22 protein-coding genes and 1 pseudogene are annotated in these 24,224 nt (G+C 72.1%); 13 read left to right on the forward strand and 10 right to left on the reverse strand.

All coding sequences use genetic code 11. The features are described 5' to 3' along the window. Positions 1-3: 3 nt before the first annotated feature. On the reverse strand, positions 4-1,215 hold the full coding sequence (gene ilvA / locus ACWEVS_RS03770; RefSeq protein WP_452549768.1) for a threonine ammonia-lyase: 1,212 nt from the start codon (positions 1,213-1,215) through the stop codon (positions 4-6). A 76-nt stretch (positions 1,216-1,291) separates the two neighbouring features. On the opposite strand from ilvA, the gene ACWEVS_RS03775 reads away from it, so the two are divergent. From ACWEVS_RS03775 to ACWEVS_RS03800, 6 genes are all read left to right on the forward strand, one after another. Further along, on the forward strand, positions 1,292-2,185 hold the full coding sequence (locus ACWEVS_RS03775) for a hypothetical protein (protein ID WP_452549770.1): 894 nt from the start codon (positions 1,292-1,294) through the stop codon (positions 2,183-2,185). A gap of 33 nt (positions 2,186-2,218) precedes the next feature. Beyond that, complete coding sequence (locus tag ACWEVS_RS03780) at positions 2,219-2,557, forward strand: PadR family transcriptional regulator (protein WP_449917999.1); 339 nt, start codon at positions 2,219-2,221, stop codon at positions 2,555-2,557. Beyond that, positions 2,554-3,447, forward strand: a complete 894-nt coding sequence (locus tag ACWEVS_RS03785) for a hypothetical protein (protein ID WP_354905632.1) — start codon at positions 2,554-2,556, stop codon at positions 3,445-3,447. The genes ACWEVS_RS03780 and ACWEVS_RS03785 overlap by 4 nt, the downstream gene beginning before the upstream one ends. Positions 3,448-3,583: 136 nt before the next feature. Further along, positions 3,584-5,401 carry a peptidoglycan-binding protein gene (locus ACWEVS_RS03790; protein WP_452549772.1) on the forward strand — a complete coding sequence of 606 codons (1,818 nt, stop codon included), beginning with the start codon at positions 3,584-3,586 and terminating at the stop codon, positions 5,399-5,401. Further along, complete coding sequence (locus ACWEVS_RS03795) at positions 5,394-6,080, forward strand: ABC transporter ATP-binding protein (protein WP_449918003.1); 687 nt, start codon at positions 5,394-5,396, stop codon at positions 6,078-6,080. Before ACWEVS_RS03790 ends, ACWEVS_RS03795 begins: the two co-directional genes overlap by 8 nt. Next, on the forward strand, positions 6,080-7,255 hold the full coding sequence (locus ACWEVS_RS03800) for an ABC transporter permease (RefSeq protein WP_452415773.1): 1,176 nt from the start codon (positions 6,080-6,082) through the stop codon (positions 7,253-7,255). Before ACWEVS_RS03795 ends, ACWEVS_RS03800 begins: the two co-directional genes overlap by 1 nt. A 17-nt stretch (positions 7,256-7,272) precedes the next feature. Here the strand turns inward: ACWEVS_RS03800 and ACWEVS_RS03805 are convergent, their stop codons facing one another. Further along, positions 7,273-8,442, reverse strand: coding sequence for an FIST signal transduction protein (locus ACWEVS_RS03805; RefSeq protein ID WP_354905622.1), 1,170 nt, complete (start codon positions 8,440-8,442; stop codon positions 7,273-7,275). A gap of 142 nt (positions 8,443-8,584) precedes the next feature. On the opposite strand from ACWEVS_RS03805, the gene ACWEVS_RS03810 reads away from it, so the two are divergent. The 3 genes from ACWEVS_RS03810 to ACWEVS_RS03820 all read left to right on the forward strand — a co-directional run bounded on the left by ACWEVS_RS03810 (position 8,585) and on the right by ACWEVS_RS03820 (position 12,868). Continuing rightward, positions 8,585-9,976 carry a sigma 54-interacting transcriptional regulator gene (locus tag ACWEVS_RS03810; protein ID WP_449918009.1) on the forward strand — a complete coding sequence of 464 codons (1,392 nt, stop codon included), beginning with the start codon at positions 8,585-8,587 and terminating at the stop codon, positions 9,974-9,976. A 78-nt stretch (positions 9,977-10,054) separates the two neighbouring features. Then, complete coding sequence (locus tag ACWEVS_RS03815; RefSeq protein ID WP_449918010.1) at positions 10,055-10,792, forward strand: hypothetical protein; 738 nt, start codon at positions 10,055-10,057, stop codon at positions 10,790-10,792. Positions 10,793-10,819: 27 nt separating this feature from the next. Beyond that, complete coding sequence (locus ACWEVS_RS03820; protein ID WP_452549775.1) at positions 10,820-12,868, forward strand: vWA domain-containing protein; 2,049 nt, start codon at positions 10,820-10,822, stop codon at positions 12,866-12,868. On the opposite strand, the gene ACWEVS_RS03825 is transcribed toward ACWEVS_RS03820, so the two are convergent. Genes ACWEVS_RS03825 through ACWEVS_RS03835 form a run of 3 tightly spaced genes read right to left on the reverse strand, consistent with a single transcriptional unit; the run spans position 12,865 to position 14,556 of the window. Further along, positions 12,865-13,248 carry a DUF6292 family protein gene (locus ACWEVS_RS03825; protein WP_452549777.1) on the reverse strand — a complete coding sequence of 128 codons (384 nt, stop codon included), beginning with the start codon at positions 13,246-13,248 and terminating at the stop codon, positions 12,865-12,867. The genes ACWEVS_RS03820 and ACWEVS_RS03825 overlap by 4 nt on opposite strands. Before the next feature lie 25 nt (positions 13,249-13,273). Beyond that, positions 13,274-13,780 carry a GNAT family N-acetyltransferase gene (locus ACWEVS_RS03830; RefSeq protein ID WP_452549778.1) on the reverse strand — a complete coding sequence of 169 codons (507 nt, stop codon included), beginning with the start codon at positions 13,778-13,780 and terminating at the stop codon, positions 13,274-13,276. Further along, positions 13,777-14,556: a GntR family transcriptional regulator gene (locus ACWEVS_RS03835; protein WP_449918020.1), complete on the reverse strand. Its 780-nt coding sequence runs from the start codon at positions 14,554-14,556 to the stop codon at positions 13,777-13,779. The genes ACWEVS_RS03830 and ACWEVS_RS03835 overlap by 4 nt, the downstream gene beginning before the upstream one ends. 178 nt (positions 14,557-14,734) lie before the next feature. Here ACWEVS_RS03835 and ACWEVS_RS03840 point away from each other — a divergent pair, with 178 nt between their 5' ends. Beyond that, positions 14,735-14,998: a hypothetical protein gene (locus ACWEVS_RS03840; protein WP_452549780.1), complete on the forward strand. Its 264-nt coding sequence runs from the start codon at positions 14,735-14,737 to the stop codon at positions 14,996-14,998. Here ACWEVS_RS03840 and ACWEVS_RS03845 read toward each other — a convergent pair. Further along, positions 14,974-15,396, reverse strand: a complete 423-nt coding sequence (locus ACWEVS_RS03845) for a DUF6292 family protein (RefSeq protein ID WP_449918023.1) — start codon at positions 15,394-15,396, stop codon at positions 14,974-14,976. The genes ACWEVS_RS03840 and ACWEVS_RS03845 overlap by 25 nt on opposite strands. Positions 15,397-15,653: 257 nt before the next feature. Between ACWEVS_RS03845 and ACWEVS_RS03850 the strand changes: the two genes are divergently transcribed. Continuing rightward, on the forward strand, positions 15,654-16,082 hold the full coding sequence (locus ACWEVS_RS03850; RefSeq protein WP_354905599.1) for a hypothetical protein: 429 nt from the start codon (positions 15,654-15,656) through the stop codon (positions 16,080-16,082). Here the strand turns inward: ACWEVS_RS03850 and ACWEVS_RS03855 are convergent. Next, a complete protein-coding gene (locus ACWEVS_RS03855) occupies positions 16,079-17,218 on the reverse strand; it encodes a cystathionine gamma-synthase (protein ID WP_452549781.1) in 1,140 nt (379 codons plus the stop codon). The genes ACWEVS_RS03850 and ACWEVS_RS03855 overlap by 4 nt on opposite strands. A gap of 121 nt (positions 17,219-17,339) precedes the next feature. Continuing rightward, on the reverse strand, positions 17,340-17,531 hold the full coding sequence (locus ACWEVS_RS03860; RefSeq protein WP_354905594.1) for a hypothetical protein: 192 nt from the start codon (positions 17,529-17,531) through the stop codon (positions 17,340-17,342). Positions 17,532-18,152: 621 nt separating this feature from the next. On the opposite strand from ACWEVS_RS03860, the pseudogene ACWEVS_RS03865 reads away from it, so the two are divergent. Then, positions 18,153-18,746, forward strand: a pseudogene (locus ACWEVS_RS03865) (sensor histidine kinase); the annotation flags it as partial. On the opposite strand, the gene ACWEVS_RS03870 reads toward ACWEVS_RS03865, so the two are convergent. Next, positions 18,684-21,764, reverse strand: a complete 3,081-nt coding sequence (locus tag ACWEVS_RS03870; RefSeq protein WP_452549783.1) for a BTAD domain-containing putative transcriptional regulator — start codon at positions 21,762-21,764, stop codon at positions 18,684-18,686. The pseudogene ACWEVS_RS03865 and the gene ACWEVS_RS03870 sit on opposite strands and share 63 nt — an antisense overlap. Before the next feature lie 53 nt (positions 21,765-21,817). Here ACWEVS_RS03870 and ACWEVS_RS03875 point away from each other — a divergent pair, with 53 nt between their 5' ends. Next, a complete protein-coding gene (locus tag ACWEVS_RS03875) occupies positions 21,818-22,681 on the forward strand; it encodes an NAD(P)-dependent oxidoreductase (protein ID WP_452415768.1) in 864 nt (287 codons plus the stop codon). A gap of 108 nt (positions 22,682-22,789) precedes the next feature. On the opposite strand, the gene ACWEVS_RS03880 is transcribed toward ACWEVS_RS03875, so the two are convergent. Next, entirely contained in the window at positions 22,790-24,160 is a 1,371-nt protein-coding gene (locus tag ACWEVS_RS03880) for a cystathionine beta-synthase (RefSeq protein ID WP_354905587.1), read from the reverse strand. Positions 24,161-24,224 lie beyond the last annotated feature (64 nt).

Here is a 24,224-nt window from a genome sequence, read left to right on the forward strand (position 1 = left end):
TCGTCAGCCGAAGATCTTGTAGCCCTCCCGCGTGAGCACCCCCAGCACCTCGTCGCTGTGTGCCTGACCCCGGGTCGACAGTTGCAGCCGCACCTCGACCTCGTCGACGTGCAGGCTGGCGCTGACCCGCTCGTGGACGATGTCGATCACGTTGGCGCGCAGCTCGCCGAGCGTGACGAGCAGGCCGGCCAGCGCGCCAGGCCGGTCGGACAGCCTGATCCTGACCGTGAGGTAGCGCCCCGCGGCGGCCAGGCCGTGCCGTAGCACGTTGGACAGCAGCAGCGGGTCGATGTTGCCGCCCGACAGCACCGCCACCACCGGCGGCTCGAACGTGCGCGGATGCGCGAGCAGCGCCGCCACCCCCACCACGCCGGCGGGTTCGACGACCAGCTTCCCTCGCTCGACGCACAGCACGAGCGCGCGGGAGATCTCCTCTTCCGACACCGTCACCACGCTGTCGACCAGATAGTGGATCATGTCGAACGGCAGCTCGCCGGGGCGGCCCACCGCGATGCCGTCGGCCATGGTGCCCGAGGGATCGACCACGACGGGCTCGCCCAGCGCCAGCGAGGCGGGGTAGGCGGCGGCCTGCTCGGCCTGCACGCCGACGATCCGCACGCCCGGCCGCAGCGACTTCACCGCCAGGGCCACGCCCGCGGCCAGCCCTCCGCCACCGATGCCGAGCACGATCGTGCCCACCTCCGGAAGCTGTTCGATGATCTCCAGGCCGATCGTGCCCTGGCCGGCGATGACGTCGGGGTGGTCGAAGGGGTGGATGAACACCGCTCCGGTGCGCCGTGCGTGTTCTTTCGCCCTGGCCAGCGCCACGTCGACGCTGGTTCCGCCGAGCACGACCTCGGCGCCGTAGGCCTGCGTCGCCTCCACCTTGGGCAGCGGCGCGGCCTCCGGCATGTAGACCGTGGCGTGCGTGCCGACCAGGCCCGAGGCCAGCGCCACCCCCTGCGCGTGGTTGCCCGCGCTGGCGGCGACCACGCCCTTGCGCCGCTCGTCGTCGGTCAGCCTGGCGATGCGGACGTAGGCGCCGCGCACCTTGAACGAGCCCGCGCGCTGGAGGTTCTCGCACTTGAGGTGCACGGGGCCGCCGATGGTCTCCGACAGGATCCTGGACCGGAGCACGGGGGTCTGCACGGCGACATCCGCCAGGAGGGCGCGTGCGGCCACCACGTCGTCGAGGGTCACCTGCGGGAGAACCATGTCGCCCAGTCTCCCACCACCCGCGTCGGCGGAACGCTCTTGACCATACTTCGCCACGCGAAGTATGGTCCTCCCCATGCCAGATCAACGCCGAGTTCGGGCGACGAGGCGCGCGGCGGCGCTCCTGACCCTCGCCCTGGCCACCGGATGCGCCGGCACCGCGACGCAAGCCGCGCCCAGCCCCGCCGTCCAGGGAGTCGAGCAGCGCAAGGAGGCCGAGCTGGCCACCTGCATGAAGGGCAAGGGCTTCAAGTACGTCGCCTTCGTCGCCAAGGGCCGCACGCTGAGCCAGGAGCGCAAGGCGGCCGGCAGCGGCGACTACGCCGCGATGAAGTCGGTCCGCGACAAGTACGGCTTCGGGCACTTCGCCGTGTACGTCTACCCCAAGGAGTACGAGAGCCCGATGTTCGAGCCGGAGAACCCGGAGGTCAACCCGAACTGGAAGATCCAGAGCTCGCTGTCCCAGCAGCAGCGCAAGGCCTACAACAGCGCCTACGAGACCTGCTACGTGGCCGTGATCAAGAAGATCACCGGAAAGGTCGTGGCGTCGTCGATGGACCACTACGAGCAGGTGGACAAGGCCAGGACCCAGGCCAAGACCCGCGCCCTCGACGGCGACCCCGTCCTGGTGGAGAAGGCGGCGAGCATGGCCGAGTGCCTGAAGGGCAAGGGCTACCGGGCACCCAAGACCAATCCGACCGCGATGGCCGTGCGCGGCGACGAACAGGTCCGCGCCATGGTCGTGAACCTCGGCAAGACCGACGACGTCGACGACAGCAAGCTGCCCGAGGGCCGGGTCTACGAGCCCACGCTCACGGCCGCGCAGGCCAGGCCGTACCTCACCAGGGAGATCAGGATCGCGCTCGACGACCTCGAGTGCGGCAAGGGCTTCTACCCGGCCTACCTGCCGAAGGCGAACGAGATCGACGCCAAGGTCGACGAGGAGTTCGGGATGCGGGCATGGTCTTGACGATACTTCGGCGAGCGAAGTACGTTCTCCGCTATGTCCAAGGGATCATCCGGGTTGAGTGAGCAGACCTACTTCGTTCTCGCCGCGCTCCTGGACGGCCCGCTCCACGGACACGCGATCATCAAGAAGGTCGTCGACCTCTCGCAGGGCCGGATCACGCTGGCCGTCGGCACCCTCTACGGCGCGCTCGACCGGCTGGCCGCCAACAGTGTCATCGCGGTGGAGCGCGAGGAGGTCGTCAACGGCCGCAAGCGCCGCTACTTCAGGATCACCGACGAGGGCAACCGCATCGTCGAGGCGGAGGCCAGGCGCATGCAGCAGGCGGCCGCCGTGGTGACCGGACGCCACAGCCTGGGAGCCACGTTCGCATGACCACCCTCGAGCGGCGGTACCGCTGGCTGTTGCGGGCCTATCCGAACGGCTACCGGGCCGACCACGGGGACGAGCTTCTCGGCATCCTCCTGGACAGCGCGGAGCCGGGCCGGGCGATACCTCCGGCACGCGAGGCGGTCGCCCTGGTCGTCGGGGGGATCCGCGCCCGCGTCATCTCGGCGGCACAGGGGCCCGCCTGGACGGACGGGCTGCACAGGGGCGTCGTCGCGCTGGCCATGCTCAACCTCGCGGTGCTCATCCCCTACGCCGGCGGCATCCCGTTGTGGCTGGCCCTGTCGGCCGTCGCCTTCGTGCTGGTCCTGCGCGGCCACGTCAGGCTCGCGCTCCCGGTGGCGGGCGCCGTCGCCGTCAAGGTCACCGCGATCACCATGGGCCACCCGTGGCTGGACGCCACGCTGCTGCCGGTCTTCCCCGACGGGCCGTGGTCGGGCCCCGCCCTGTACGGCCACGGCGGCCCGATCGCCCCGCTGACCTCCAACGCGCTGATCGTCGCCGGGCTGCTGGTCCTGGCGAGCAGGCGTGAACGGCCCCGCGCCCGCTCGTGGTGGTGGCTGGCCGCGGTGCCGCTGGTCGCCGGGGCCGACCCGGCGTGGCTCGACATCGTCGCGGGCTCGCCGACCGCGATGGCCAGGGTCTGCCTGGAGGTCGTCCTGCTCGTCGGCGCCGCCTGCGCCGGTCACCTCACCGCCGACCCCCGCTGGGCCGTCGCCGCGGGCGTCTACCTGGTGCCCGCGACGGCCGTGCTCTGGGAGAACGCCTCCGTCGAGCTCGTCGCCAGGCAGGACATCGCCCATGCGGCCCTGCTGGTGGTCCTGACGGGCGCGGCGGTCGCCGTGCCGTTCCGCGCCAGGCGCCGCAGCCTCCGCTAGCGGCTCGTCCCGGCTCCAGTGCCACGAGCTCTCTTCGGCATGCCCGAGAACTTCGGCACCCCCGAGAACTTCAGCATGCCCGAGAACCTCAGCATGCCCGAGAACCTCAGCATGCCCGAGAACAAGGAGTTCCGACGTGAAGTCCCCCCGCAAGGTGCTCGTCGGCACCGTCGCCGGCGTGATCGCCATCGCCGGTGTCGGCTGGGGAGTCAGCACCAGACTGCGCTCGCCCGCCGACGAGGCGGCGCTGCGCAAGCCGCCCAAGGCGTCGCTGGTCACCGCGCCCGTCGAGCACACCAGGCTGGCCAGCACGATCGTGGTCAACGGCACCCTCGAGTACGGCTCGCCGCTGCCGGTCTCGCTGGCCGGCATGGTCGGCGGCGGGGTCGGCGGCGCGGCCGGTGGCGCGGACACCACCCAGCGCGCCACCCGCGCGCCCCGTCCCGGCACGATCAGGGAGGGCGGGGTCCTCCTGGAGGTGAACGGCAGGCCCGTCTTCGCCATGACGGGCAAGGTGCCGATGCACCGCACCATCGCACCCGGCGCCAAGGGCGACGACGTCGAGCAACTGCAGCGGTCGCTGCGCCGCCTCGGGTACGGCACGCGCGTCACGGGCGTGTTCGACCAGGCCACCGTCGCGGCGGTCACCCGGTTCTACGCCAGGAAGGGTTACGCGGCCCAGCAACCCACGCTGGAGGCCCGCCAGCAGCTCGACACGCTGCGCAAGGCCGTCCAGACCGCGCAGGAGACGCTGGCCGTCGAGCAGAAGACGCTCGACCAGGGCGGCGACGTCCTGCCGTTGAAGCTGAAGCTCACCAACGCGCGGGCGGACCTGAAGGCGGCCGAGCGCGCCCACCGGCAGGCGAAGGAGCAGGAGCACACCCCCGAGGACATCGCCAGGATCGAGAGCGCCGACGCCGCCGTCCGGGCCGCCGAGGAGAAGCTGCTGCAGGCCGAGCAGGACCTGGCCGCCGCCAGGGCCGACAACGGCAGCCAGGAGCCGAGCACCGGGCCGACCAGCGGGCCGACGACCGGGCTGGGCGCGCCGGGTGCCACCCCGGCGCCGCCGGCCACGCCGAAGCCGCCCGCCGACACGACGCTGCTGGAGCTGAGGGTGTCCAACGCGCGGGCCGACCTCGACGCGGCACGCAGGGCGTACGGGCGGATCGACGAGGAGGCACGGCAGGCCCGCGAGAAGAAGCTGACCGAGCTGAGCAAGGGCGTGCGGGACGCCGAGGAGGCCGTGGCCGTCGCCGAGCAGGCCCTGCGGCAGGCCCGCGCGCTGTCCCCCGCCAAGCTGAAGGTCGCCAACGCCAGGAAGGACGTCAGCGCGGCGAAGACGCTGATGGCCGAGTACCTGCGCGGCTACGGCACCACGATCCCGCCGGGCGAACTGGTGTTCCTGCCGCGACTGCCCGCCCGCCTGCACAAGGCCGCGGTCAAGGCCGGCGAGACCGTGGACAAGGCGATCGCCACCGTGACCAGCTCGACCTTCGTCGTCACGGGATCGGTGGAGGCGACCGAGGCCACCCTGCTCAAGGAGGGCATGCCGGCCGTCATCGAGACCGAGGCGGGCAGGACGTTCCCGGCACGACTGACCGCCTTCGGGCAGGAGGCGAAGCTCGCCACCGGCGAGGCCAAGGCAGGTGAGAACACCTCGGCGACGAGCTCGGAACCGGTCCTGATCAGCCCGTTGTCCGGCAAGGGCCTCAGGGGCCTGTCCGGCGCGTCGGTCACCGTCAAGGTGACCGTCGGCGCGACGGACAGCGCGGTCCTCGTCGTGCCGGTGGCCGCCGTCATCACCTCGGCGGACGGCAAGGCGCGGGTCCGGGTGGAGGTCGCGCCGGACAGGACCAGGGACGTCGAGGTGCGCACCGGCCTCACCGCCGACGGCAAGGTCGAGGTGACCGGCGACCTCAAGCAGGGCGACCGGGTGGTGGTCAACAGTGCCTGAGCCCGTCATCGCCCTGAACGCCGTCGGCAAGGAGTTCCCCGCCGACCCGCCCGTGCGCGCGCTGTCCGGCGTCTCGCTCGACGTCCACCGGACCGACTACGTGGCGATCATCGGCCCTTCGGGGTCGGGCAAGTCCACGCTGCTCAACGTGCTCGGGCTGCTCGACCGGCCCAGCTCGGGCAGCTACCGGCTGGACGGGATCGAGACCACCGAGCTGCCCGACGGCGAGCGCACCAGGCTGCGCGGCAGCCGTATCGGCTTCGTCTTCCAGTCCTTCCACCTGCTCCCCCACCGCAGCGTCGCGGAGAACGTGATGCTGGCCGAGGTGTACCGGAGCGGCGCCGCCAGGCGCGGGCGCAAGGACCGCAGGGCCAGAGCGCTGGCGGCGCTCGAGCGCGTCGGCCTGTCGCACCGGGTGGACTTCCTGCCCGACCGGCTGTCCGGCGGAGAGCGGCAACGGGCGGCGATCGCCAGGGCGCTGATGGGCGGCCCCTCGCTGCTGCTGTGCGACGAGCCCACGGGCAACCTCGACAGCCGCAACACCGAAGCCGTCCTCGACCTCTTCGACGACCTGCGCGACCAGGGGCTGACGATCGTGGTGATCACCCACGAGAACGAGGTGAGCGACCGGGCGAAGCGCAGGGTCAGGATCACCGACGGCGTCCTGGTGGAGGAGTAGTGGACCTTCGCGACCTGCTGAACGAGGCCATGGCCGGCATGCTGGCCCGCCCCGTCAGGACCGCGCTCACCACCCTCGGCACCGTGCTCGGCATCACCACGCTGGTCATCACGCTCGGCATCGCCGCCACCGCGGGCAACCAGATCGTCGGCAGGTTCGACGAGCTGACCGCCACCGCGATCACCGTCGAGGTCCCCGAGGAACGCACGGCCCTCGTCGAGTGGGACGCCGTCGACCAGGTCACCAGGCTGCGCGGGGTGACGTCGGCCGCCGCCGTCGCCGAGACCAAGGACAGCGCCAACCTGAGCGTGCGCTCCAACAAGATCGTCGACCCGACCAGGGTCACCGACCAGACCCTGACCGTGGTGGCCGCCAGCCCCAGCCTTCCCCAGGCGGTCAAGGGCAGCCTGCTCCAGGGCCGCTTCTTCGACGTGGGGCACCTCGCGCGCAAGGACAGGGTGGTCGTCCTCGGCGAGCAGGCGGCCGCGATGCTCGGCATCACCCGCCTGGAGGGCGCGCCCGCCGTCTTCATCGGCAAGCACGCCTACACGGTGATCGGCATCCTGGGCGGGATGAAACGGGAGCGGAACCTCGCCGGCGCGGTCATGGTCCCGCCCACGCTCGGCAGGCAGTTCGGGCTCAGGGACGTCACCAGGGTGCTCATCAACACCAGTCTGGGCGCCGCCGACCTCGTCGCCGGGCAGGCGCCGCTCGCGCTCAGCCCCGGCAACGAGAACGTGCTGCAGGTCATCGCGCCGCCGTCGCCCACCAGGGCGCGCGACGCCGTACAGAACGACGTCAACGCGCTGTTCCTGATCCTCGGCCTGGTCTCGCTCGTGGTCGGCGCGGTCGGCATCGCCAACGTCACGCTGGTGACCGTCATGGAACGCGTCGCCGAGATCGGCCTGCGCCGCTCGCTGGGCGCGGCGCGCCGGCACATCGCCGCCCAGTTCCTGCTGGAGTCGACGCTCACCGGACTGACCGGCGGGGTGATCGGGGCCAGCCTCGGCGTGGTCGCGATCGTCGGCGTCTCGGCGGCCAAGCAGTGGACCCCGGTCCTCGACCTGCGGCTGGCCCTGGTGGCGCCGCTCGCGGGGGCCATGGTCGGTCTGCTGGCGGGGCTGTACCCGTCGCTGCGCGCGGCGCGCATGGAACCGGTCGACGCGCTGCGCTGACCCCCGCCCGGCGGAGATCAGGAGGAGAAGACGAGGATCGAGGCGGTGAACCCGTGGACGTGGTTCTGGCCGCCCACGGGCCCCACCTCTCCCGCGGCGAAGAAGCCCGCCAGGCCGATGGAGCCGAGCGTGTCGCGCACCGCCACCGCGTCGTGGTCGGCGGTGCCGAACATCGCCGACCCCCTGCCGTTGCAGGCGAACAGGAGCGCGCCGTCGATCCTGCCCAGTTGCTCGCGGTGCGCGTCGAGCAGGTCGTAGAGGTCCTCGTCGGCGGTGGCGGCGTCGCGCACCTGGAAGCGCACCGTCCTGCCGATGTCGACCACGTCCCCGATGGCCACCGCCTCCCGCTCGGGGTCGATGCCCAGGACGCCGCGGATCAGGAAGTCGCCCCGCTCGTGGTGCTCGGCGTACTCGTCCATCGCCACGCCGATCTGCAGTCCCGAGGCGACCAGCTCGCGGTCGTCCTCGTCGAGCTCGCTGACGATGTCCTCCAGCCTGGCGAGCGCGGGCTGGCCGGCCAGCTCCAGCAGCAGGTTCTCCTCCGCGCTGGTGACGACCATCGTCGGGCCGATCGGCCTGCACCCCTGGCTGACCACCGTGCTGACCTTGACCTCGCCGCCCAGCAGCACGCCGATGGCGCCCTCGTCGTAGACCTCACCCCCGGCGAACAGCCGTACCGAGCCCCTGCCCTGCAGCCCGTTGGCCAGGCCGCCGATCAGCGGCAGGTCGCCGAGCACCTCGGCGGAGCGCTCGACGAAGGCGTCGGTGGGGAAGCTGTAGGGGTCGGCCAGCAGGATCGCCACCCTGTCGTCCGCCTGGCGCTCGGGCAGGCCGATGATCACGAACCGGTCCTCGGCGGTCAGGGTCTCCAGCGCGAACGTGGTCAGCCGGCCGCCGTCGAGCGTGGCCGCCCACGCGCTGACCGACGGGGTGAGCTCCACGCCCTGCCCGTCGCCGATGACGCCGGTCGCGCTGCAGCCGATGACGTGGGCGGCGGGCGCGACGGCCATGGCCCGTTGCCCCGCTCTGGCCACGTCGTCGGGGTCCTCCCCGCAGATGAAGAAGCAGACGAGATCGGCGGGGCCGCTCAGCCCGGCCAGAGCCTGCCGGACGGCCGTCTCCGCGGCGGCGACCAGGTCGGATCCCACAGCGAGGCCGTCCGCGAACCGGCTCGTCAACAGGGCCACGCGTCTCGCCTCCTCACGCTTCGGAGTGCCCCTCGGGCGGATTCTCCCCACTGGGAGGACAAGCACGCGCCCTTATCGTCACGCATCAGTCAAATCCGAAAGACATTCCCCCATTCCCCCAAGGAGACGTAGTCTCGAACGCGTGCATCAGCCTCGTATTCTCCGCGACTTGCGAGACAGCGGTCACGTCCGTCGCAGCGTCAAGACCGAGGTCCGCGAGAACCTGCTCGCCAGGCTGCGCGCGGGAGAGACACGCTTTCCCGGCATCGTGGGCTTCGACGACACCGTCCTGCCCCATCTCGAGCGCGCCCTCCTCGCGGGTCACGACCTGGTCCTCCTCGGCGAACGCGGTCAGGGCAAGACCCGCCTCATCCGCACGGTCACGGGCCTGCTCGACGAGTGGACCCCCGTGGTCGAGGGTTGCGAGATCAACGACCACCCGTACGCGCCGGTCTGCGCCCGCTGCGTACGGCTGGCCGCCGAGCTCGGCGACGAGCTGCCCGTCGCGTGGAAGCACCGCGACGGGCGTTACGGCGAGAAGCTTGCCACGCCGGACACCTCGGTCGGCGACCTGATCGGCGACGTCGACCCGATCAAGATCGCCGAAGGCCGCACGCTCGGCGACCCCGAGACCGTCCACTACGGCCTGGTGCCACGGACCAACCGCGGCGTCTTCTCGGTCAACGAGCTGCCCGACCTCGCCGAGCGCATCCAGGTCGCGCTGCTGAACGTGCTGGAGGAGCGCGACATCCAGGTGCGCGGCTACAACCTGCGACTGCCCCTGGACATCCTGCTCATCGCCAGCGCCAACCCCGAGGACTACACCAACCGCGGCCGGATCATCACCCCGCTGAAGGACCGCTTCGGCGCCGAGGTGCGCACCCACTACCCGCTGACCATCGAGGACGAGCTCGCGCTCATCCGCCAGGAGTCGATGCCCGACATCGGCGCCGACGTCCCCGAGCACCTCGTCGAGGTCATCGCCCGCTTCACCCGCCTGGTCAGGGAGTCGACCGCCGTGGACGCCCGCTCGGGCGTGTCGGCGCGCTTCGCCATCGCCGCGGCGGAGACCGCCGCCGCCTCCGCCGTACGGCGGGCGGCCATCGCCGGCGAGGAGCGCGCGGTGACCCGCGTCTGCGACCTGGCCCCGGTCGTCCCCAGCCTGCGCGGCAAGGTGGAGTTCGAGGTCAGCGAGGAGGGCAGGGAGATCGAGATCCTCGCCCACCTGCTGCGCCGCGCCACCGCCGAGACCTTCCGCGGCAGGCTCGGCGGCCTGGACCTGACGCCGCTGCTGGACAAATTCTCGGCGGGCACCCAGGTGGAGTCGGGCGAGCTGGTGCCGGCCGCCGAGCTGCTGCGCCGCATCGGGCCCGTCGATGGCCTGGCCAGGATCATGTCGAAGCTGGGCATGGGCACCGGCGAGGAGTCGCCGGGGCACGCGGCCGCGGCCCTGGAGTTCGCGCTGGAGGGCCTGTACCTCATGCGCCGGCTGTCGAAGGACGACGTGGACGGGGTGGCCGTCTACCGCACCTGATCCGCCGACACGCTCGGGTGAACATTTGCGTGATCTCCGGCGTCCTAGAGGATGACACCTACGACCTCGGGGGAGATCATGCGCCTGCCCGCTCTGACCGCCAGTGCCGTGCTCTGTGCCGGCCTCTGCACGCCAGGGGCCGCCTCGGCCGCCACCTCCGGCTCGGTCGCGTACGGCTTCGCCTGGGCCGACGGCAAGGGCGTGCTCAGGATCACGCCCGCCGGCGCGACCCTGGTCAAGGAGCACGGGATCCGGCGCTACCGGCTGAAGGCCGTCGCGGGTGCCAAGGAGGTCAGGCTCGACTACACCAAGGCGGCCTACCGCAGGCTCACCGTGGCCTGCGACCTGGTCGAGACCGAGGGCCGGGTCGCGCTCGACGGCAGCGGCCTGGGCCGGACGGCGTGCACGCCCGCCGACCTCGCCTTCACGCTGCAGCGGGGCCCCGCCCCCCTCAAGATCGAGTACTCGGGCACGAAGGCGGTCAAGGTCAGCGAGTTCCTGACCGACTGGGGCACGCCCAGGAGCGCCTTCGGCACGCTCAAGCGCGTCGACGACACCACGGTCTCCTTCAAGGGGCGCAAGCTCGGCTACACCCACGCCCTCGGCTTCTACCGCGTCACCGCCTCGTGCTCGGCGGGCTGGCTGTCCGGCAGGCCGGTCAACGCCGACCGCGACGGGCTCGGCACGAAGAACTGCGCGGCCGGCGACTTCACCGCCGCGCTGAAGGCGCAGGCGCACCCGATCCTGGTGAAAGCCGACTACAACCCGCTCAGCGGCGAACTGGTGGAGGTCTGGGAGGTCTTCGGCGACGCATAGCCGGATATCTCGGGTTAGCGTGGGCGCATGGCCTACCGCTATGGCGAGTACCACGAAGGGCCGGACCCGCTCGCTCCGCCGTACGACGTGCGGGCGGCGCTGGACGAGATGGGCGACGCCATCCTGTCCGGGTCCACCCCCGTCCACGCGCTGCGTGACCTGCTCAAGCGCGGCCTGCCGGGCGCGCAGGACCGCAGGGGCCTGGACGACATGCTCCGCGAGGTACGGCGCCGCCGCCGCGAGCTGCGCGAGCGCGGACGGCTCGACGGCACCCTCGACCGGGCCCGCTCGCTGCTGGACAAGGCGATCGGGCAGGAGCGGGCCGAGCTGTTCCCCGACCCGTCGGACGACGCCCGCCTGCGCGAGGCCGCTCTCGACGCCCTGCCCGACGACACCGCGAGCGCGATCCAGGAGCTGAGCTCCTACGACTGGCGCTCGCCTGCGGCGCGGCAGACCTTCGAGGAGCTGCGCGACCTGCTGCGCAGGGAGGTGCTCGACACCCAGTTCAAGGGCATGCGCGACGCGCTGGCCAACCCTGATCCGACCGCCATGGAGCGGATCAGGCAGATGCTGAGCGACCTGAACGACATGCTGGACCGGGACGCCCGGGGCGAGCACACCCAAGCCGACTTCGACTCCTTCATGTCGAAATATGGCGACATGTTCCCAGAGCGGCCGCGCACGCTCGAGGAGCTGGTCGACACCCTCGCCCGCAGGGCCGCCGCCACCCAGCGCATGCTCGCCTCGCTCACCCCGCGCCAGCGGGAAGAGCTCGCCAACCTGATCGACCAGACGCTCGACCAGGCCGGCCTGTCCGAGCAGATGCGCCGCCTGGGCGACTCCCTCTACGCCCGCAGGCCCGACCTGGCGTGGACCACCCCCGAGCGGCTGACCGGCGAGGACCCCATGGGCATGGGCGACGCCGTGACCGCGCTCGAGGAGCTGGCCGACCTCACCCAGCTGGAGGCCGCGCTCCGGCAGGACTACCCCGGCGCGCGCCTGGACGACATCGACGAGGCCGCCATCCGCCGTGCCCTCGGCCGGTCGGCGGTCGACGACCTGGAGGCGCTGAAGCGGATCGAACGCGAGCTGGAGCAGCAGGGATACCTGCTGCGGCGGCGCGGCAAGCTCGAACTCACCCCCAAGGCGGTGCGCCGCCTCGGCGAGACGGCGCTGCGGCGCGTCTTCTCCTCCCTGGACGCGGGACGGCGCGGCGACCACGACCAGCGGGACGCGGGGGCGGCGGGCGAGCTGACCGGGTCGTCGCGCGCGTGGCGCTTCGGCGACGAGCAGCCGATCGACGTGGTCCGCACGCTCGTCAACGGCATCCGCCGGCACGACGCGGCCGGCCGTACCGACCTCGGCCGGGCGGCCCGCACCGCGCCCCGGCCGGCCCGCGCCGCGGGGCAGCGCGACGACCGTCTCGGGGGGCGCGCGCGGGCCGCCTCCCCGCGGGTCCGGCTGTCCGTCGACGACTTCGAGGTCAGCGAGACCGAACGGCGCAGCGCCGCCGCCGTGTGCCTGCTCGTCGACCTGTCGTACTCGATGGCGCTCCGCGGCACCTGGGCCGCCGCCAAGCAGACCGCGCTCGCCCTCCAGGCGCTGGTCGCCGCCAAGTTCCCGCAGGACGCCGTCCAGATCGTCGGCTTCTCCAACTACGCCAGGGTGCTGCAGCCCGACGAGCTGGCCGGCCTCGACTGGGACATGGTCCAGGGCACGAACCTGCACCACGCCCTGCTCATCGCGGGCCGCCACCTCGACCGGCATCCCGACTTCGAGCCCGTCGTGCTCGTGGTCACCGACGGCGAGCCCACCGCGCACCTGATGCGCAACGGCCGCTCGGCCTTCGAGTGGCCGCCCTCACCGGAGACGCTGGAGCTGACGCTGGCCGAGGTCGACAAGATGACCAGGCGGCGCGCGACGATCAACGTGTTCATGCTGGCCGGCGACGACCGGCTGAAGGAGTTCGTCGACGAGGTGGCCAGGCGCAACGGCGGCAGGGTCTTCTCCCCCAGCGCCGACCGCCTGGGCGAGTACGTCGTCAGCGACTTCCTGCGCCAGCGCCGGGCCCGCTAGACGATCGCGGGGACGGTGTAGGTGGCCAGCCGCTCGTCAAGCCCGTCGCCGTGGTCGCGGTAGGACCGGTAGACGGGCCTGGCCGGACTGCCGCCCATGGCCTGCAGGACGGGCACGTCCGCGGGCCTGGGCAGCACGCCGCCGCCCAGGTAGCGGGGGTCGGCCAGCTCGGTGCGCACGCCCTTCTCCCCCGAGACGAACCGGCCGTGCCGCCAGCCGCTCTCCTCGTCCCAGACCAGCGCGGACCCGGAGACCAGCAGGATCGTGGCGTCGCGGGGGTCGAAGGGGTCGTCCCACCATTCGAGGGCGTCCACGGCGAGAGCGACTTCGGCGACGTAGGCGACAGGCAGCGAGAGCCATTCCGATGTGTACGGCCGCATGCTGTTCCCTTCGCTGGGGGAGGCTTTACCCTAATGTAACCAACTTCCGCTGGAAGAGGGCCGCCGAGGGATAGCCGGGCAGCGGCGAGATCCCGACGAACTCGAAGCCCTGCCGCAGGTAGTACTTGTGCAGCGCCTCGTTGGTCCGCCACACGTCGATGCGCAGCAGCCCAGGGCCGCGCGCGGCCGCCCAGTCGATGATCTCCGCGCCGAGGCCCCGCCCCGCGAAGTCCCGATGGACGACCAGCCGGTGCAGGTAGAGCGCGTCGGCGTCAGGGTCGTGGTGGGCCCACAGCTCCCGCTGCACCGTCGTGGTGAGGGTGACGGTGGCCGCGAGCCTCCCGTCACGCTCCTCGACCCAGGTGATCCCCTCCGCGATGCCGCCGCTGACCCTGGCGTCCCTGGCCACCCGGTCGGGCCACGGGCGCTGCCACTGGTCGGTGTCCTTGCCCGCGAGCCACGCCGCGGCGTTGTCGATCAGGCCGATGATCGCCGGGAAGTCGTCCGGCGTGGCCCTGCGCGGGTGGATCACGAGCTCCCGTCCCGGTACTTCGCCGGGACGGACCCGATGTGGTAGACGAGACGGTTGCGGTCGGCCGGGTAGACGGTCACGGTCAGCCTGATCGGGCGCGTGGGGTCGAAGGCCGTGCGCCAGAGGACCTGCACGGACACTCCCGCGCCGGTGACGCCGAAGAACGCGCTCTCGTCGGCGTAGGACATGCGGGCGGTCAGCTCGTCGGTGTAGCCGACCTGAGGGTGCCCGAGGTCTTCGAGCAGCTTGATCGTGCCCCGGGTGATGTCGCCGGGCCTGATGAGGTCGGTGCCGTCGGCGATGTCCATCGGGTAGTAGGAGGTCTGCACCGACCACGGCACGCCGTCCACGAACCGCCGCTGCACCCTGGTGACGACCTTGGCGCCGACCGGGATGTCGAGCCTGGCCGCCACGTCGGCGCGGGCGTCGACCACGTCGACGTGCGGCCTGCCCACCTCGGGACGGCGGCCGCGCAGCAGGACGGAGGAGACGTAGGCGTCGCCCGGCAGGTGGGCCGCGCGCCTGCCTTCCTCGTCGGACAGCACCACGGGGAAGGTGTCGGGTGCGCGGCGGACGAAGGTGCCCTCGCCCTGGCGCTTCTCCAGCAGCTCCTGGTTCACCAGCTGGCGGATGGCCTCGCGCACGGTGTTGATCGAGAATCCGGACGACTCCTTCAGCTCGACCTCGGTCGGGATCTGGTCACCCGGACCCCACCGCCCGTCCTCGATGGCCTTGCGCAGACGGTCGGCAAGCTGCTGGTACTTCGGGACGGGCACCGGATCGCTCCTCTTTGAGTTCCGATGGTTTGAGTGAGACCAATCATTGGTATGACTGGTTTCACCAAACTGAATCCTACACCCAGGATTCCCCGCGAGAACGGACGCGGCAACGAGGCCGCATCACCCGGGACCGCGCCCCCGAATTCCACCCCACACCGAGGGGAGGCCTCTCTTGATGGAAGCAGCCGTCATCCTGGCGCTGATCATTGCGAGCGGGGCGGCGGGCATCTTCATCGTCGTGGTCATCGGCATACACCACGAGGACGGCAGGAGCTCGGCGACCGGAACACCGCCAGGCCCGCTAGACGCGGGCGCCAGACGGATTCTCAGGCTCACCGTCGATCACACGGGATGCAGGTACGCCACCAACGCGCAGCACGCGCCCTTCGACTGCCCGACCTGCGACGGGCGAGATCAGGCGTTGAGCAAGGAGCAGTAGTAGCTGAGCGCGACGTCGAACCCGTCGCGGCAGTTGCGGTGCGAACGGTAGCTGGGCCGCCAGGCCGAGCTCGCGCCGACCCCGGCGCGGGCGTCGGCCAGCGCGCCCTGCACCCGTTCCGGTCGCGGCAGCAGGCCGTGGCCGAGATAGCGCACCTCTTCGAGCTCGCTGTGCGCGCCGCGGCTGCCGGAGACGAACCGGCCGAGCCGCCAGCCGCTCTCCTCGTCCCACACGAGGGCAGAACCGTCGGTCAGGCGCACGGTCGCGTCGCGCGGGTCGCACGGACCCTCCCACCAGTCGCCCACCTCGGCGCCGAGCACGCCGACGACCTGGGTGACATAGGAGAACGGCTGGCGTACCCACTCGTCCGAGTACGGCTCGACGTGCCTCACGGCCACGACGGCACCCCCTTGTGCCCTGGGAAACAGACAACCAACCATACCGGCGCTGAACTTATTCCATTGCCACGACGTCTAGTCATTACGGACGATATTCGGGGAAGGAGGAAGCCATGCTCGCCATGATCGTGATCATCGCCGTGATGGTCGTGGCCGTCGCGGCCTTCGAGCTGTGCATGAGCTGCCCTCACCACCAGGACGATCCCCAGGAAGAGAGTGTTTCCCGGTGAGATCGCCGGGCGGCTAAGGTCAGCCCCATGGATAGCACGTTGCTCTTGCTGCACATCGCATTCGCCATCTTCACCGTCGGTCCTCTCACGGCGGTGGTCATGGCCGCGCCGCGCGCGATCCGGGCCAAGAACGCCTCCGTCCTGCAGGTCCTGCAGCGGATGACCCGGATCTACGGCATCGGCTCGCTCGGCGTGCTCGTCTTCGGCATCTGGCTCGCGATCCGCCTCGGCGTCATCGGCCAGTGGTACATGTCGGCGTCGATGACGCTGTTCCTCGTCGCCCTCGTCCTGCTGTTCATCATCGACCGCGACCTTCGCGCCGCGGTCCGGGTCTTCTCCACCGAGAGCCCGGACGACGACGCGAAGGTCGAGAACGGCAGGATCGCCGCGCTCGGCGGCGTGATCGCGCTGATCTACGTGGTCGTCCTGTTCCTGATGGTCGTCCCCGGCGCCTAGCCCAGCGCCTCGGTCAGGTCAGCCAGCAGGTCGTCAACCGTCTCGATGCCGACCGACAGCCGCACCAGGTCGGACGGCACCTCCAGCGGGGAGCCCGCCGCCGAGGCGTGCGTCATCCTGCCCGGGTGCTCGATGAGCGACTCCACGCCGCCCAGCGACTCGCCCAGCGTGAACAGCTTCGTCCGGTTGCAGATCTCGACGGCCTCCTGCTCGCCGCCGGCGACCCTGAACGACACCATGCCGCCGAAACGCTTCATCTGCTTGGCCGCCACCTCGTGCCCCGGGTGCTCGTCGAGGCCCGGGTAGAGCACCTGGGTGACGCGCGGGTGCGCGAGCAGCAGGTCGACCACGCGCTCGGCGTTGTCGCAGTGACGGTCCATCCGCACCCCGAGCGTCTTGAGCCCGCGCAGCGTCAGCCACGCGTCGAACGGCCCCGCCACCCCGCCGATGGCGTTCTGGTGGTAGGCGAGCTCGTCGCCCAGCGACGCGGACGCCGAGATCAGCGCGCCGCCGACCACGTCGGAGTGGCCGCCGACGTACTTCGTCGTCGAGTGCACCACCACGTCGGCGCCCAGGGACAGCGGCTGCTGCAGGTACGGCGAGGCGAAGGTGTTGTCCACCACGAGCAGCGCGTCGTTGTCGTGCGCCAGCTGCGCGAGCGCGGCGATGTCGGCGATGCCGAGCAGCGGGTTGGTCGGGGTCTCGACCCAGATGATCCTGGTCTTCTGCGTCATGGCCGCGGCGACGGCGTCGAGGTCGCCCAGCGGCACCGGGTCGTAGCGCAGGTCCCAGCGCTGGTGCACCTTGGCGAACAGGCGGTAGGTGCCGCCGTAGGCGTCGTTCGGGATGACGACGTGGTCGTTGGGCTTGCACACCGTGCGCAGCAGTGTGTCCTCGGCCGCCAGGCCGGAGGCGAACGCCAGTCCCCTGGCCCCACCCTCGACCGCCGCCAGCGCCTCCTCCAGCGCCGTCCGCGTCGGGTTGGCCGAGCGGCTGTACTCATATCCGCCCCGAAGGCCGCCCACGCCGTCCTGCTTGTAGGTGGACGTGGCATAGATCGGCGGCACGACCGCGCCGGTCGTCGGGTCGGGCTCCTGGCCAGCATGAATGGCCAGAGTCTCAAATCCGTGGCTCATACCCACCACGCTAAACCTGTGAGGCCCGTGATCCGTCCCCCAACCGATCACGGGCCTCACCGACGTCACGGGCGGCTTGTCCCCCAACCGCCCACCCGTGACGAGCACAGGGGGGTGTCCGTCAGGCCGCCTCGGCCTCGCCGCGCTCCTGGAAGCGCCGCGGCAGCCGGACGATGTCGGCCTCGATGTGGCGGCCGCTGCCGCCCTCGGCGGGCTCGCCGTTGATCCTCGACAGCAGGACCGGGTCGGCCAGCGCGAGCAGCAGCACCACGCCGAGCCCGAGAGCCAGCATCAGGAATCCGATTACCACCATGTCCCTCATCCCTTCGACGCTTCAAGCATCGGCCGCCGGGGGTTGCCGCCGCCTCCGCTGAAGGATTGGTCCGCGGGCCGGGCCCTCGGCCGAATGGTTGATATGGGTGGTCCGACTTCCGGCCTAGGCTCGAGTGCCGTGGGGGACAACAAACGTTTCGTCTACTGGGTCAGACGGCTGAGCGAGATCGCGATGATCGGCTGGCTGGGCCTGCTGCTGATGGTCGACGTGGTGGCCTCGTTCAGCGCGGGCGGCCCGCAGCACCTGGTGCCCGGGTGCGGCGCGGTCGGCATCGCCGCGGTGGTGTTGCGCAGGCGCTACCGGGTCGAGGGCTTCGTCGTCCTCATGGCGTGCTCGCTGGCGGTCTCCCTGCTGTTCGGTGTCACGGACTTCGCCGGTTTCCCCGGCATGGCCGAGAGCGGCGCGCTGCTCATCCTCACCATCGGGATCCTGCGACACGTGGAGCCGGTGCCGCGGGCGGCGGTGCTGTCGCTGGTCGCGATGGCCGTCCTCATGGCCGAGGGCGGCATGCGCGACTACCGGAGCGCCGGTCTCGCCTTCTCGTTCCTGCTGTTCATCGGCTGGGCGACGGCCGCCGGCGTCGGCGGCTACCTGCGCTTCATGCAGGAGCGCCGCACCGAGGCCATCCACGCGGTACGGCGGGCCGAACGCCTGGAGCTGGCCAGGGAACTGCACGACCTGGTCGCCCACCACATCACCGGCATCGTCGTCCAGGCGCAGGCGGCCCGTACGGTGGCCGAGAACAAGCCGGAGGCGGTCGTGCCCGCCCTCGACGCCATCGCCCACGCGGGGGCCGACGCGCTCACCTCGATGCGCCGGCTGGTCGGCGTGCTGCGCGCGCAGGACGAGGCGGCCCGCACGCCCGGCACCTCGCTGGCCGACCTGCGCCTGCTGACCGAGCGTTTCGCCGCCAGCGGCCCCCAGGTCGCCTTCGAGATCGGGCAGGGCATCGACGACGCCACGCTGCCGCCGGAGGTGATGACGACGCTGCACCGGGTGCTGCAGGAGTCGCTCACCAACGTCCGCCGCCACGCTCCCGGCACCGGCTGGGTCGAGGCGGACCTGCGGCGCTACGAGCGTGTGGTGGTGCTGCGCGTGCGCAACTACGGCTCGGCCACCGATCCCCGCATCTCACGGCTGGGCGGCGGATTCGGACTGGTCGGCATGGCCGAGCGGGTCGAGGCGCTGGGCGGCCGGCTGGTGGCCGGGCCCACGGCCGAGGGCGCGTGGGAGGTGCGTGCCGAGTTCCCGCTGCCCTAGCGCCCATGCCTCGGCGTAGGCCCGTTCGCCCAGCTCGGCGCGCGCCCTGGCGGAGATCCGCGTGACGTCGCCGCGCTCGGCGGGCGGGAGCGGCGCGCCGACCGACTCCCTGATCGCGGCCGCCGTCCCGAGGAACCTGGCCGCGTCGCGGCCGGGCAGCGCGCCGGCCAGGCCCTCCAGGGCCAGCGCCACGGCCCTCGGGTCGCCGCTGGCCCGCGCGGCGGCGTAGCCCTCGCGGTGCAGCGCCAGCGCGGTCGCCGTGTCGCCGCGCTGCTCGGCGGCGAAGCCGAGCTCGGCCAGGATCAGCGCGCGCCCCGGCTGCCCGTCCACCTGCCGCAGCCAGGCCAGCCAGGGACGCAGCAGCGCCTCGGCCTCCTCCAGCCGTCCCTGCCGCCGCGCGCCCAGCCCGAGGCCGAGCACCGCGTGCTCCTCGGCCGACTTGTACGACTGCTCGACGGCGAGCCTGCGCGCTCGCTCGTGGTAGTCGTCGGCCAGCGCGTAGTCGCCCGTCAGCAGCGCGGTCCTGCCCAGCACCGACAGGCGGTAGGCCGACTCCAGCCCCAGTTCCTCGGCCAGCCGCAGCCCCTCGCCGCGCCACCTGGCCGACTCCGCGTAGTCGCCGCGGATCTCGGCGAGCAGGCCGAGCGTCTCCATCGCCTCGCTCCGGCCCCAGCCGTCCCCGACCTCCTGGAAGATCGCCAGGCTGGTCTCGCCGTCCGCCTCCATCGCGGCCAGGTCGCCGCGGACGAGCGCCAGTTTGGCCCGCACGTCCAGCGCCGCCGCGACGCCCCAGCGGTCACCCAGCTCGCGGTAGGCGGCCAGCGCCCGCTCCACCCTGGCCTCGTGCGCGGGGTGGTCGCCGTAGGCCCATCTCACGTAGCTGAGGAACCAGTCGGCGAAGGCGGCCCCGGCGCGGTCCAGCCCCCCGTACGGTACGGCGCCCGCGTCGTCACCGGTCGACAGCGTCATCCCCGCCTGCCACACCGCGGCCAGCGCCCGCTCGCGCGCCTCGCCGCCGCCGGACGACAGCGCCCGCTCGATCGCCCTGCTCGCCTCGCCCCGCCTGCCGCGCAGGAACCAGTACCAGCCCAGCGCGTTCACCAGCCGCAGCGCGTGACTCTCGCTCTCCAGCGCCGCGCGCAGGTTGGCGCCCTCGGCGTCGAGCGCGCGCAGCCACCGGCCCTGCTCGGCCCCGCGCAGGTCGGCCCGTTCGGCGAGGGCGGTGTAGTAGGCCGCGTGCCGCTCCTTCAGCGTGGCGCTCTCGCCTGCCTCCGCCAGCCGTTCGAGGCCATAGGCCCGGACCGTCTCCAGCAGCCGGTAGCGCGGGCCGGGGCTCACCAGCGACCTGTCGACCAGCTGGGCGAGCGTCGCGACGACGTCCACCCCCGGCTCGGCGCACACCTGCTCGGCCGCCGCCAGCAGGCACCCGTCCGCGTGCACGGCCAGCCGCCGCAGCACCACCCGCTCAGCCTCGGACAGCAGCTCCCAGCTCCAGTCGATGACCGCGCGCAACGTCCGCTGCCTGCCGGGCGCGTCTCTCCGCCGCGCGCCCAGCACCCTGAAACGGTCGTCGAGCCTGGCAGCCAGCTCCCGCACGCCGAGCGCGCGCACCCTCGTCGCCGCCAGCTCCACCGCCAGCGGGAGCCCGTCGAGGCGCTCCACGATGGTGGCCACGGTCCGGGCCTCGTCCTCGTCGAGCGAGAAGGCGGGATCGGCGGCCACGGCCCGCGCCGCGAACAGCCGTACCCCCTGGGCGGTCTCCAGCGGCGGCACCGGCCACACCCGCTCCCCCTGGACGGCCAGCGGCTCCCTGCTCGTCGCCAGCACGCGCAGCCCGCCGGCCGCCCTGAGCAGCGTGGAGACCAGGTCGGCGGTGCTGTCGACGACGTGCTCGCAGTTGTCCATGACGAGCAGCAGCCGCCGGTCGCGCAGCGCGCTGACCAGACGCTCGACCGGGCCCGCGGCGGGGCCGTCGTCGCGGACGCCCAGCGTCTCGATCACCGCCTGGACGGGATCGGTCGTCGCGGCCAGCTCGACCAGCAGCGCGCCCTCCACCCCCGCCGCGCTCTCCAGGGCGAGCCGGGTCTTGCCCACGCCGCCAGGGCCGGTGAGCGTGACCAGGCGGCCGGCGTCGAGCAGGGCGCGCACCTCCTCGACCGCCGCCTCCCTGCCGATCAGCTCGGTCAGCGGCGCGGGCATGCCGCCTCCGGACAGGCGGACAGCGCCCGTGACCGGCCCGTCCAGCGAGGGGTCGTGACGCAGGATCGCCTCGTACAGCGCCGCGAGCTCCCTGCCGGGGTCGACGCCGAGCTCGTCGGCCAGGTGGGTCCGCAGCTCCGTGTAGCTCTCCAGCGCGTCGCTCTGCCGCCCCGCCCGGTACAGCGCCCGCAGGTGCAGCCCGCGCAGCCGCTCCCTCAGCGGGTGGCGTTCGACCAGCGCGCCGAGCTCCACCGGCTCGCCCAGCGCCAGCCGTACCTCGGCCTGGTCCTCGAGCGCCTTCAGGCGCGCCTCCTCGAGCCGCGCGGCGGCCGCCGTGACGAACGGCGCGTCGGCGTGGTCGGCGTAGGCGGGGCCCCGCCACAGCGCCAGCGCGTCGGCCAGCAGGCGGGCCCGCTCCTGCGGCGTGCCCTCCCTCGCCCGCGCCAGCAGCGCCGCGAACTCGGCGGCGTCGACCTCGGCCCCGGCCAGGCGGTAGCCCGCGGGCTCGCGCACGACCGTTCGCGGGCCGCCGAGCGCCCGGCGCAGCTGCGACACCCTCGCCTGCAGCGTTCCGACCGGGTTGCCGGAGGGGCGCGCTCCCCACAGGTCGTCGATCAGCCTGTCCATGGGCACCGGACGGCCCTCGTGCACCAGCAGGTCGGCCAGCAGCGCGCGGACCTTCGCCTCGGGCACCCGCACGAGGCTCCCGTCGTCGGCCCACACGGCCAGCGGTCCCAGCACTCCGAAACGCATGACCCGTAGCTAACCAGAAGGTTTCCCGTAGGGCGGGGGCCGAGGGTGGGGGCATGACGACGCATGTGACTGTGATCGGCCTCGGCGCGATGGGCTCCGCGATGGCCGAGACGTTCCTGAAGGCGGGCCACCGGGTGACGGTGTGGAACAGGACGCCGGGCAAGGCCGGGGCCCTGGTCGCGCTGGGCGCGCACGAGGCGGCCTCCCCCGCCGAGGCGGGTGAACTGATGGTGATCAGCCAGGTGGACTACCAGGCGATGTACGACAGCCTCGACGGCGTCGACCTGACCGGCAAGGTGCTGGTCAACCTGAGCTCCGACGCTCCGGCCAGGCTGCGCGAGGCCGCGGGGTGGGTGGCGGGCAGGGGAGGCGTGCTCGTCACCGGCGGCATCATGACCCCGCCTCCGGGGATCGGGCAGCCCGGCGCGTACACGTTCTACAGCGGGCCGTCCGAGGCGCTGACGGCCCACGAGGAGACGTTGAAGGCGCTGAGCGACGTGACCTACGTCGGGGCCGACCCCGGGCTGGCGATGCTGTTCTACCAGTCGCAGCTGTTCATGTTCTGGGCGGGGCTCACGGCGTACATGTACGCGGGGGCGCTGGCGCAGAGCGCGGGACTGCCGGTGACGCAGCTGCTGCCGTACGCCCAGGGGACGTTCGGCGGGATCGCTGGAGACGGGCCGATGGGGTACCTGAAGATCCTGACCGGCGAGATGGAGGAGCGGGTCTACCCGGGGGCGCAGAACAACCTGCACATGCAGGCGGTGGGGATGGAGCACGTGGTGCACGCGTTCGCCGACGCGGGGCTGGACGTGACGCTGCCCGAGGCGCTGCGGGACCTGTTCGCCCGCGCGGTCGCCGACGGACATGCCGCGGAGGGGCTCGGCTCGGTGGTCGAGTCCATCAGGAAGCCCTGACCCGTGACCCGAAGCACCCCGGCCCCCACCGGGGACCGGGGTGCCTGCCGCGTCGCGGCGCAGGACCCGGCCCGCGCGGCACGCGGGCCAGGGTCCTTGGACCGGCGGTCAGTGGTTGGCGAGGAAGGCCAGCAGGTCCTGGCGGGTGAGCAGGCCGGACGGCTTGCCGTCCTCCAGCACCACCGCCGCGTCCGCCTTCTCCAGCGCCTCGACCGCCCGCGAGACCGGCTCGCCCGCGCCGATCATCGGCAGCGGCTGCGACATGTGGTCGGCGATCGGGTCGTCGGAGCCGAGCTTGCCCCGGTACAGCGCCTCCAGCAGGTCGCGCTCCACGATCGAGCCGACCACCTCGGCGGCCATGACCGGCGGCTCCTCCTTCATGACGGGCAGCTGCGACACCGAGTACTCCCGCATGATGGAGATCGCCGTGCCCACCGACTCGTGCGGGTGCGCGTGGACGAACTCCGGCATCGTGCCGCTCTTGCGCGACAGCACGTCACGCACCAGCCCGTCCTCCGACGCCGTGGTCAGGAACCCGTAGTCGGCCATCCAGTCGTCGTTGAAGATCTTCGACAGGTAGCCGCGGCCGCCGTCGGGCAGCAGCACGACCACCACGTCGTCGGGCCCGGCCTGGGCCGCCACCTGGAGCGCCGCCACCGTGGCCATGCCGCAGGAGCCGCCGACCAGCAGCCCCTCCTCGCGGGCCAGACGCCTGGTCATGTTGAAGGAGTCCTTGTCGGACACCGCGATGATCGAGTCGCAGATCGTCGTGTCGTAGGTCGCGGGCCAGATGTCCTCGCCGACGCCCTCGACCAGGTACGGGCGTCCCGTACCGCCGGAGTAGACCGAGCCCTCGGGGTCCGCGCCGATGATCTTCACCCGGCCGCCGGAGACCTCCTTGAGGTAGCGCCCCGTGCCGCTGATGGTGCCCCCTGTGCCCACGCCCGCCACGAAATGCGTGATCCTGCCCTCGGTCTGCTCCCACAGCTCGGGGCCCGTCGAGTGGTAGTGCGACTCCGGGTTGTTGACGTTGGAGTACTGGTCGGGCTTCCACGCGTTCGGGATCTCTCGCGCGAGCCGGTCGGAGACCGAGTAGTAGGACTCGGGGTGGTCGGGCGCGACGGCGGTCGGGCAGACCACGACCTCCGCGCCGTAGGCCCGCAGCACCGAGATCTTGTCCTGCGCGACCTTGTCGGGCACGACGAAGACGCACTTGTAGCCCTTCCTCTGGGCCACGATGGCCAGGCCGACGCCGGTGTTGCCCGAGGTCGGCTCGACGATCGTGCCCCCGGGCCGCAGCGCCCCCGACGCCTCGGCCGCCTCGATCATCCGTACCGCGATGCGGTCCTTCACCGAGCCGCCCGGATTGAAGTACTCGACCTTGGCGAGCACCTGTGCGGGCAGGCCGGCGGAGACCTTGTGCAGCCTGACGAGCGGAGTGTTCCCCATGAGCTCGATCAGGGAATCGTAAACGCGCACTGAGGTGTTCACCTTCTTTGCCGAAGCTTGATCAGCTTGTGGATGGCCGCGGCTCCCAGGGGGT

The sequence above is a fragment of the Nonomuraea sp. NPDC003754 genome (assembly GCF_053605785.1).

Bases quoted from the DNA above. Each gene is read 5' to 3' on its own strand.
- ACWEVS_RS03870 (WP_452549783.1), bottom strand. From the start codon at position 21,764: ATGCGTTTCGGAGTGCTGGGACCGCTGGCCGTGTGGGCCGACGACGGG.
- ACWEVS_RS03850 (WP_354905599.1), top strand. From the start codon at position 15,654: ATGGATAGCACGTTGCTCTTGCTGCACATCGCATTCGCCATCTTCACC.
- ACWEVS_RS03875 (WP_452415768.1), top strand. From the start codon at position 21,818: ATGACGACGCATGTGACTGTGATCGGCCTCGGCGCGATGGGCTCCGCG.
- ACWEVS_RS03860 (WP_354905594.1), bottom strand. From the start codon at position 17,531: ATGGTGGTAATCGGATTCCTGATGCTGGCTCTCGGGCTCGGCGTGGTG.
- ACWEVS_RS03775 (WP_452549770.1), top strand. From the start codon at position 1,292: ATGCCAGATCAACGCCGAGTTCGGGCGACGAGGCGCGCGGCGGCGCTC.
- ilvA (WP_452549768.1), bottom strand. From the start codon at position 1,215: ATGGTTCTCCCGCAGGTGACCCTCGACGACGTGGTGGCCGCACGCGCC.
- ACWEVS_RS03855 (WP_452549781.1), bottom strand. From the start codon at position 17,218: ATGAGCCACGGATTTGAGACTCTGGCCATTCATGCTGGCCAGGAGCCC.
- ACWEVS_RS03780 (WP_449917999.1), top strand. From the start codon at position 2,219: ATGTCCAAGGGATCATCCGGGTTGAGTGAGCAGACCTACTTCGTTCTC.
- ACWEVS_RS03820 (WP_452549775.1), top strand. From the start codon at position 10,820: ATGGCCTACCGCTATGGCGAGTACCACGAAGGGCCGGACCCGCTCGCT.
- ACWEVS_RS03825 (WP_452549777.1), bottom strand. From the start codon at position 13,248: ATGCGGCCGTACACATCGGAATGGCTCTCGCTGCCTGTCGCCTACGTC.
- ACWEVS_RS03815 (WP_449918010.1), top strand. From the start codon at position 10,055: ATGCGCCTGCCCGCTCTGACCGCCAGTGCCGTGCTCTGTGCCGGCCTC.
- ACWEVS_RS03840 (WP_452549780.1), top strand. From the start codon at position 14,735: ATGGAAGCAGCCGTCATCCTGGCGCTGATCATTGCGAGCGGGGCGGCG.
- ACWEVS_RS03785 (WP_354905632.1), top strand. From the start codon at position 2,554: ATGACCACCCTCGAGCGGCGGTACCGCTGGCTGTTGCGGGCCTATCCG.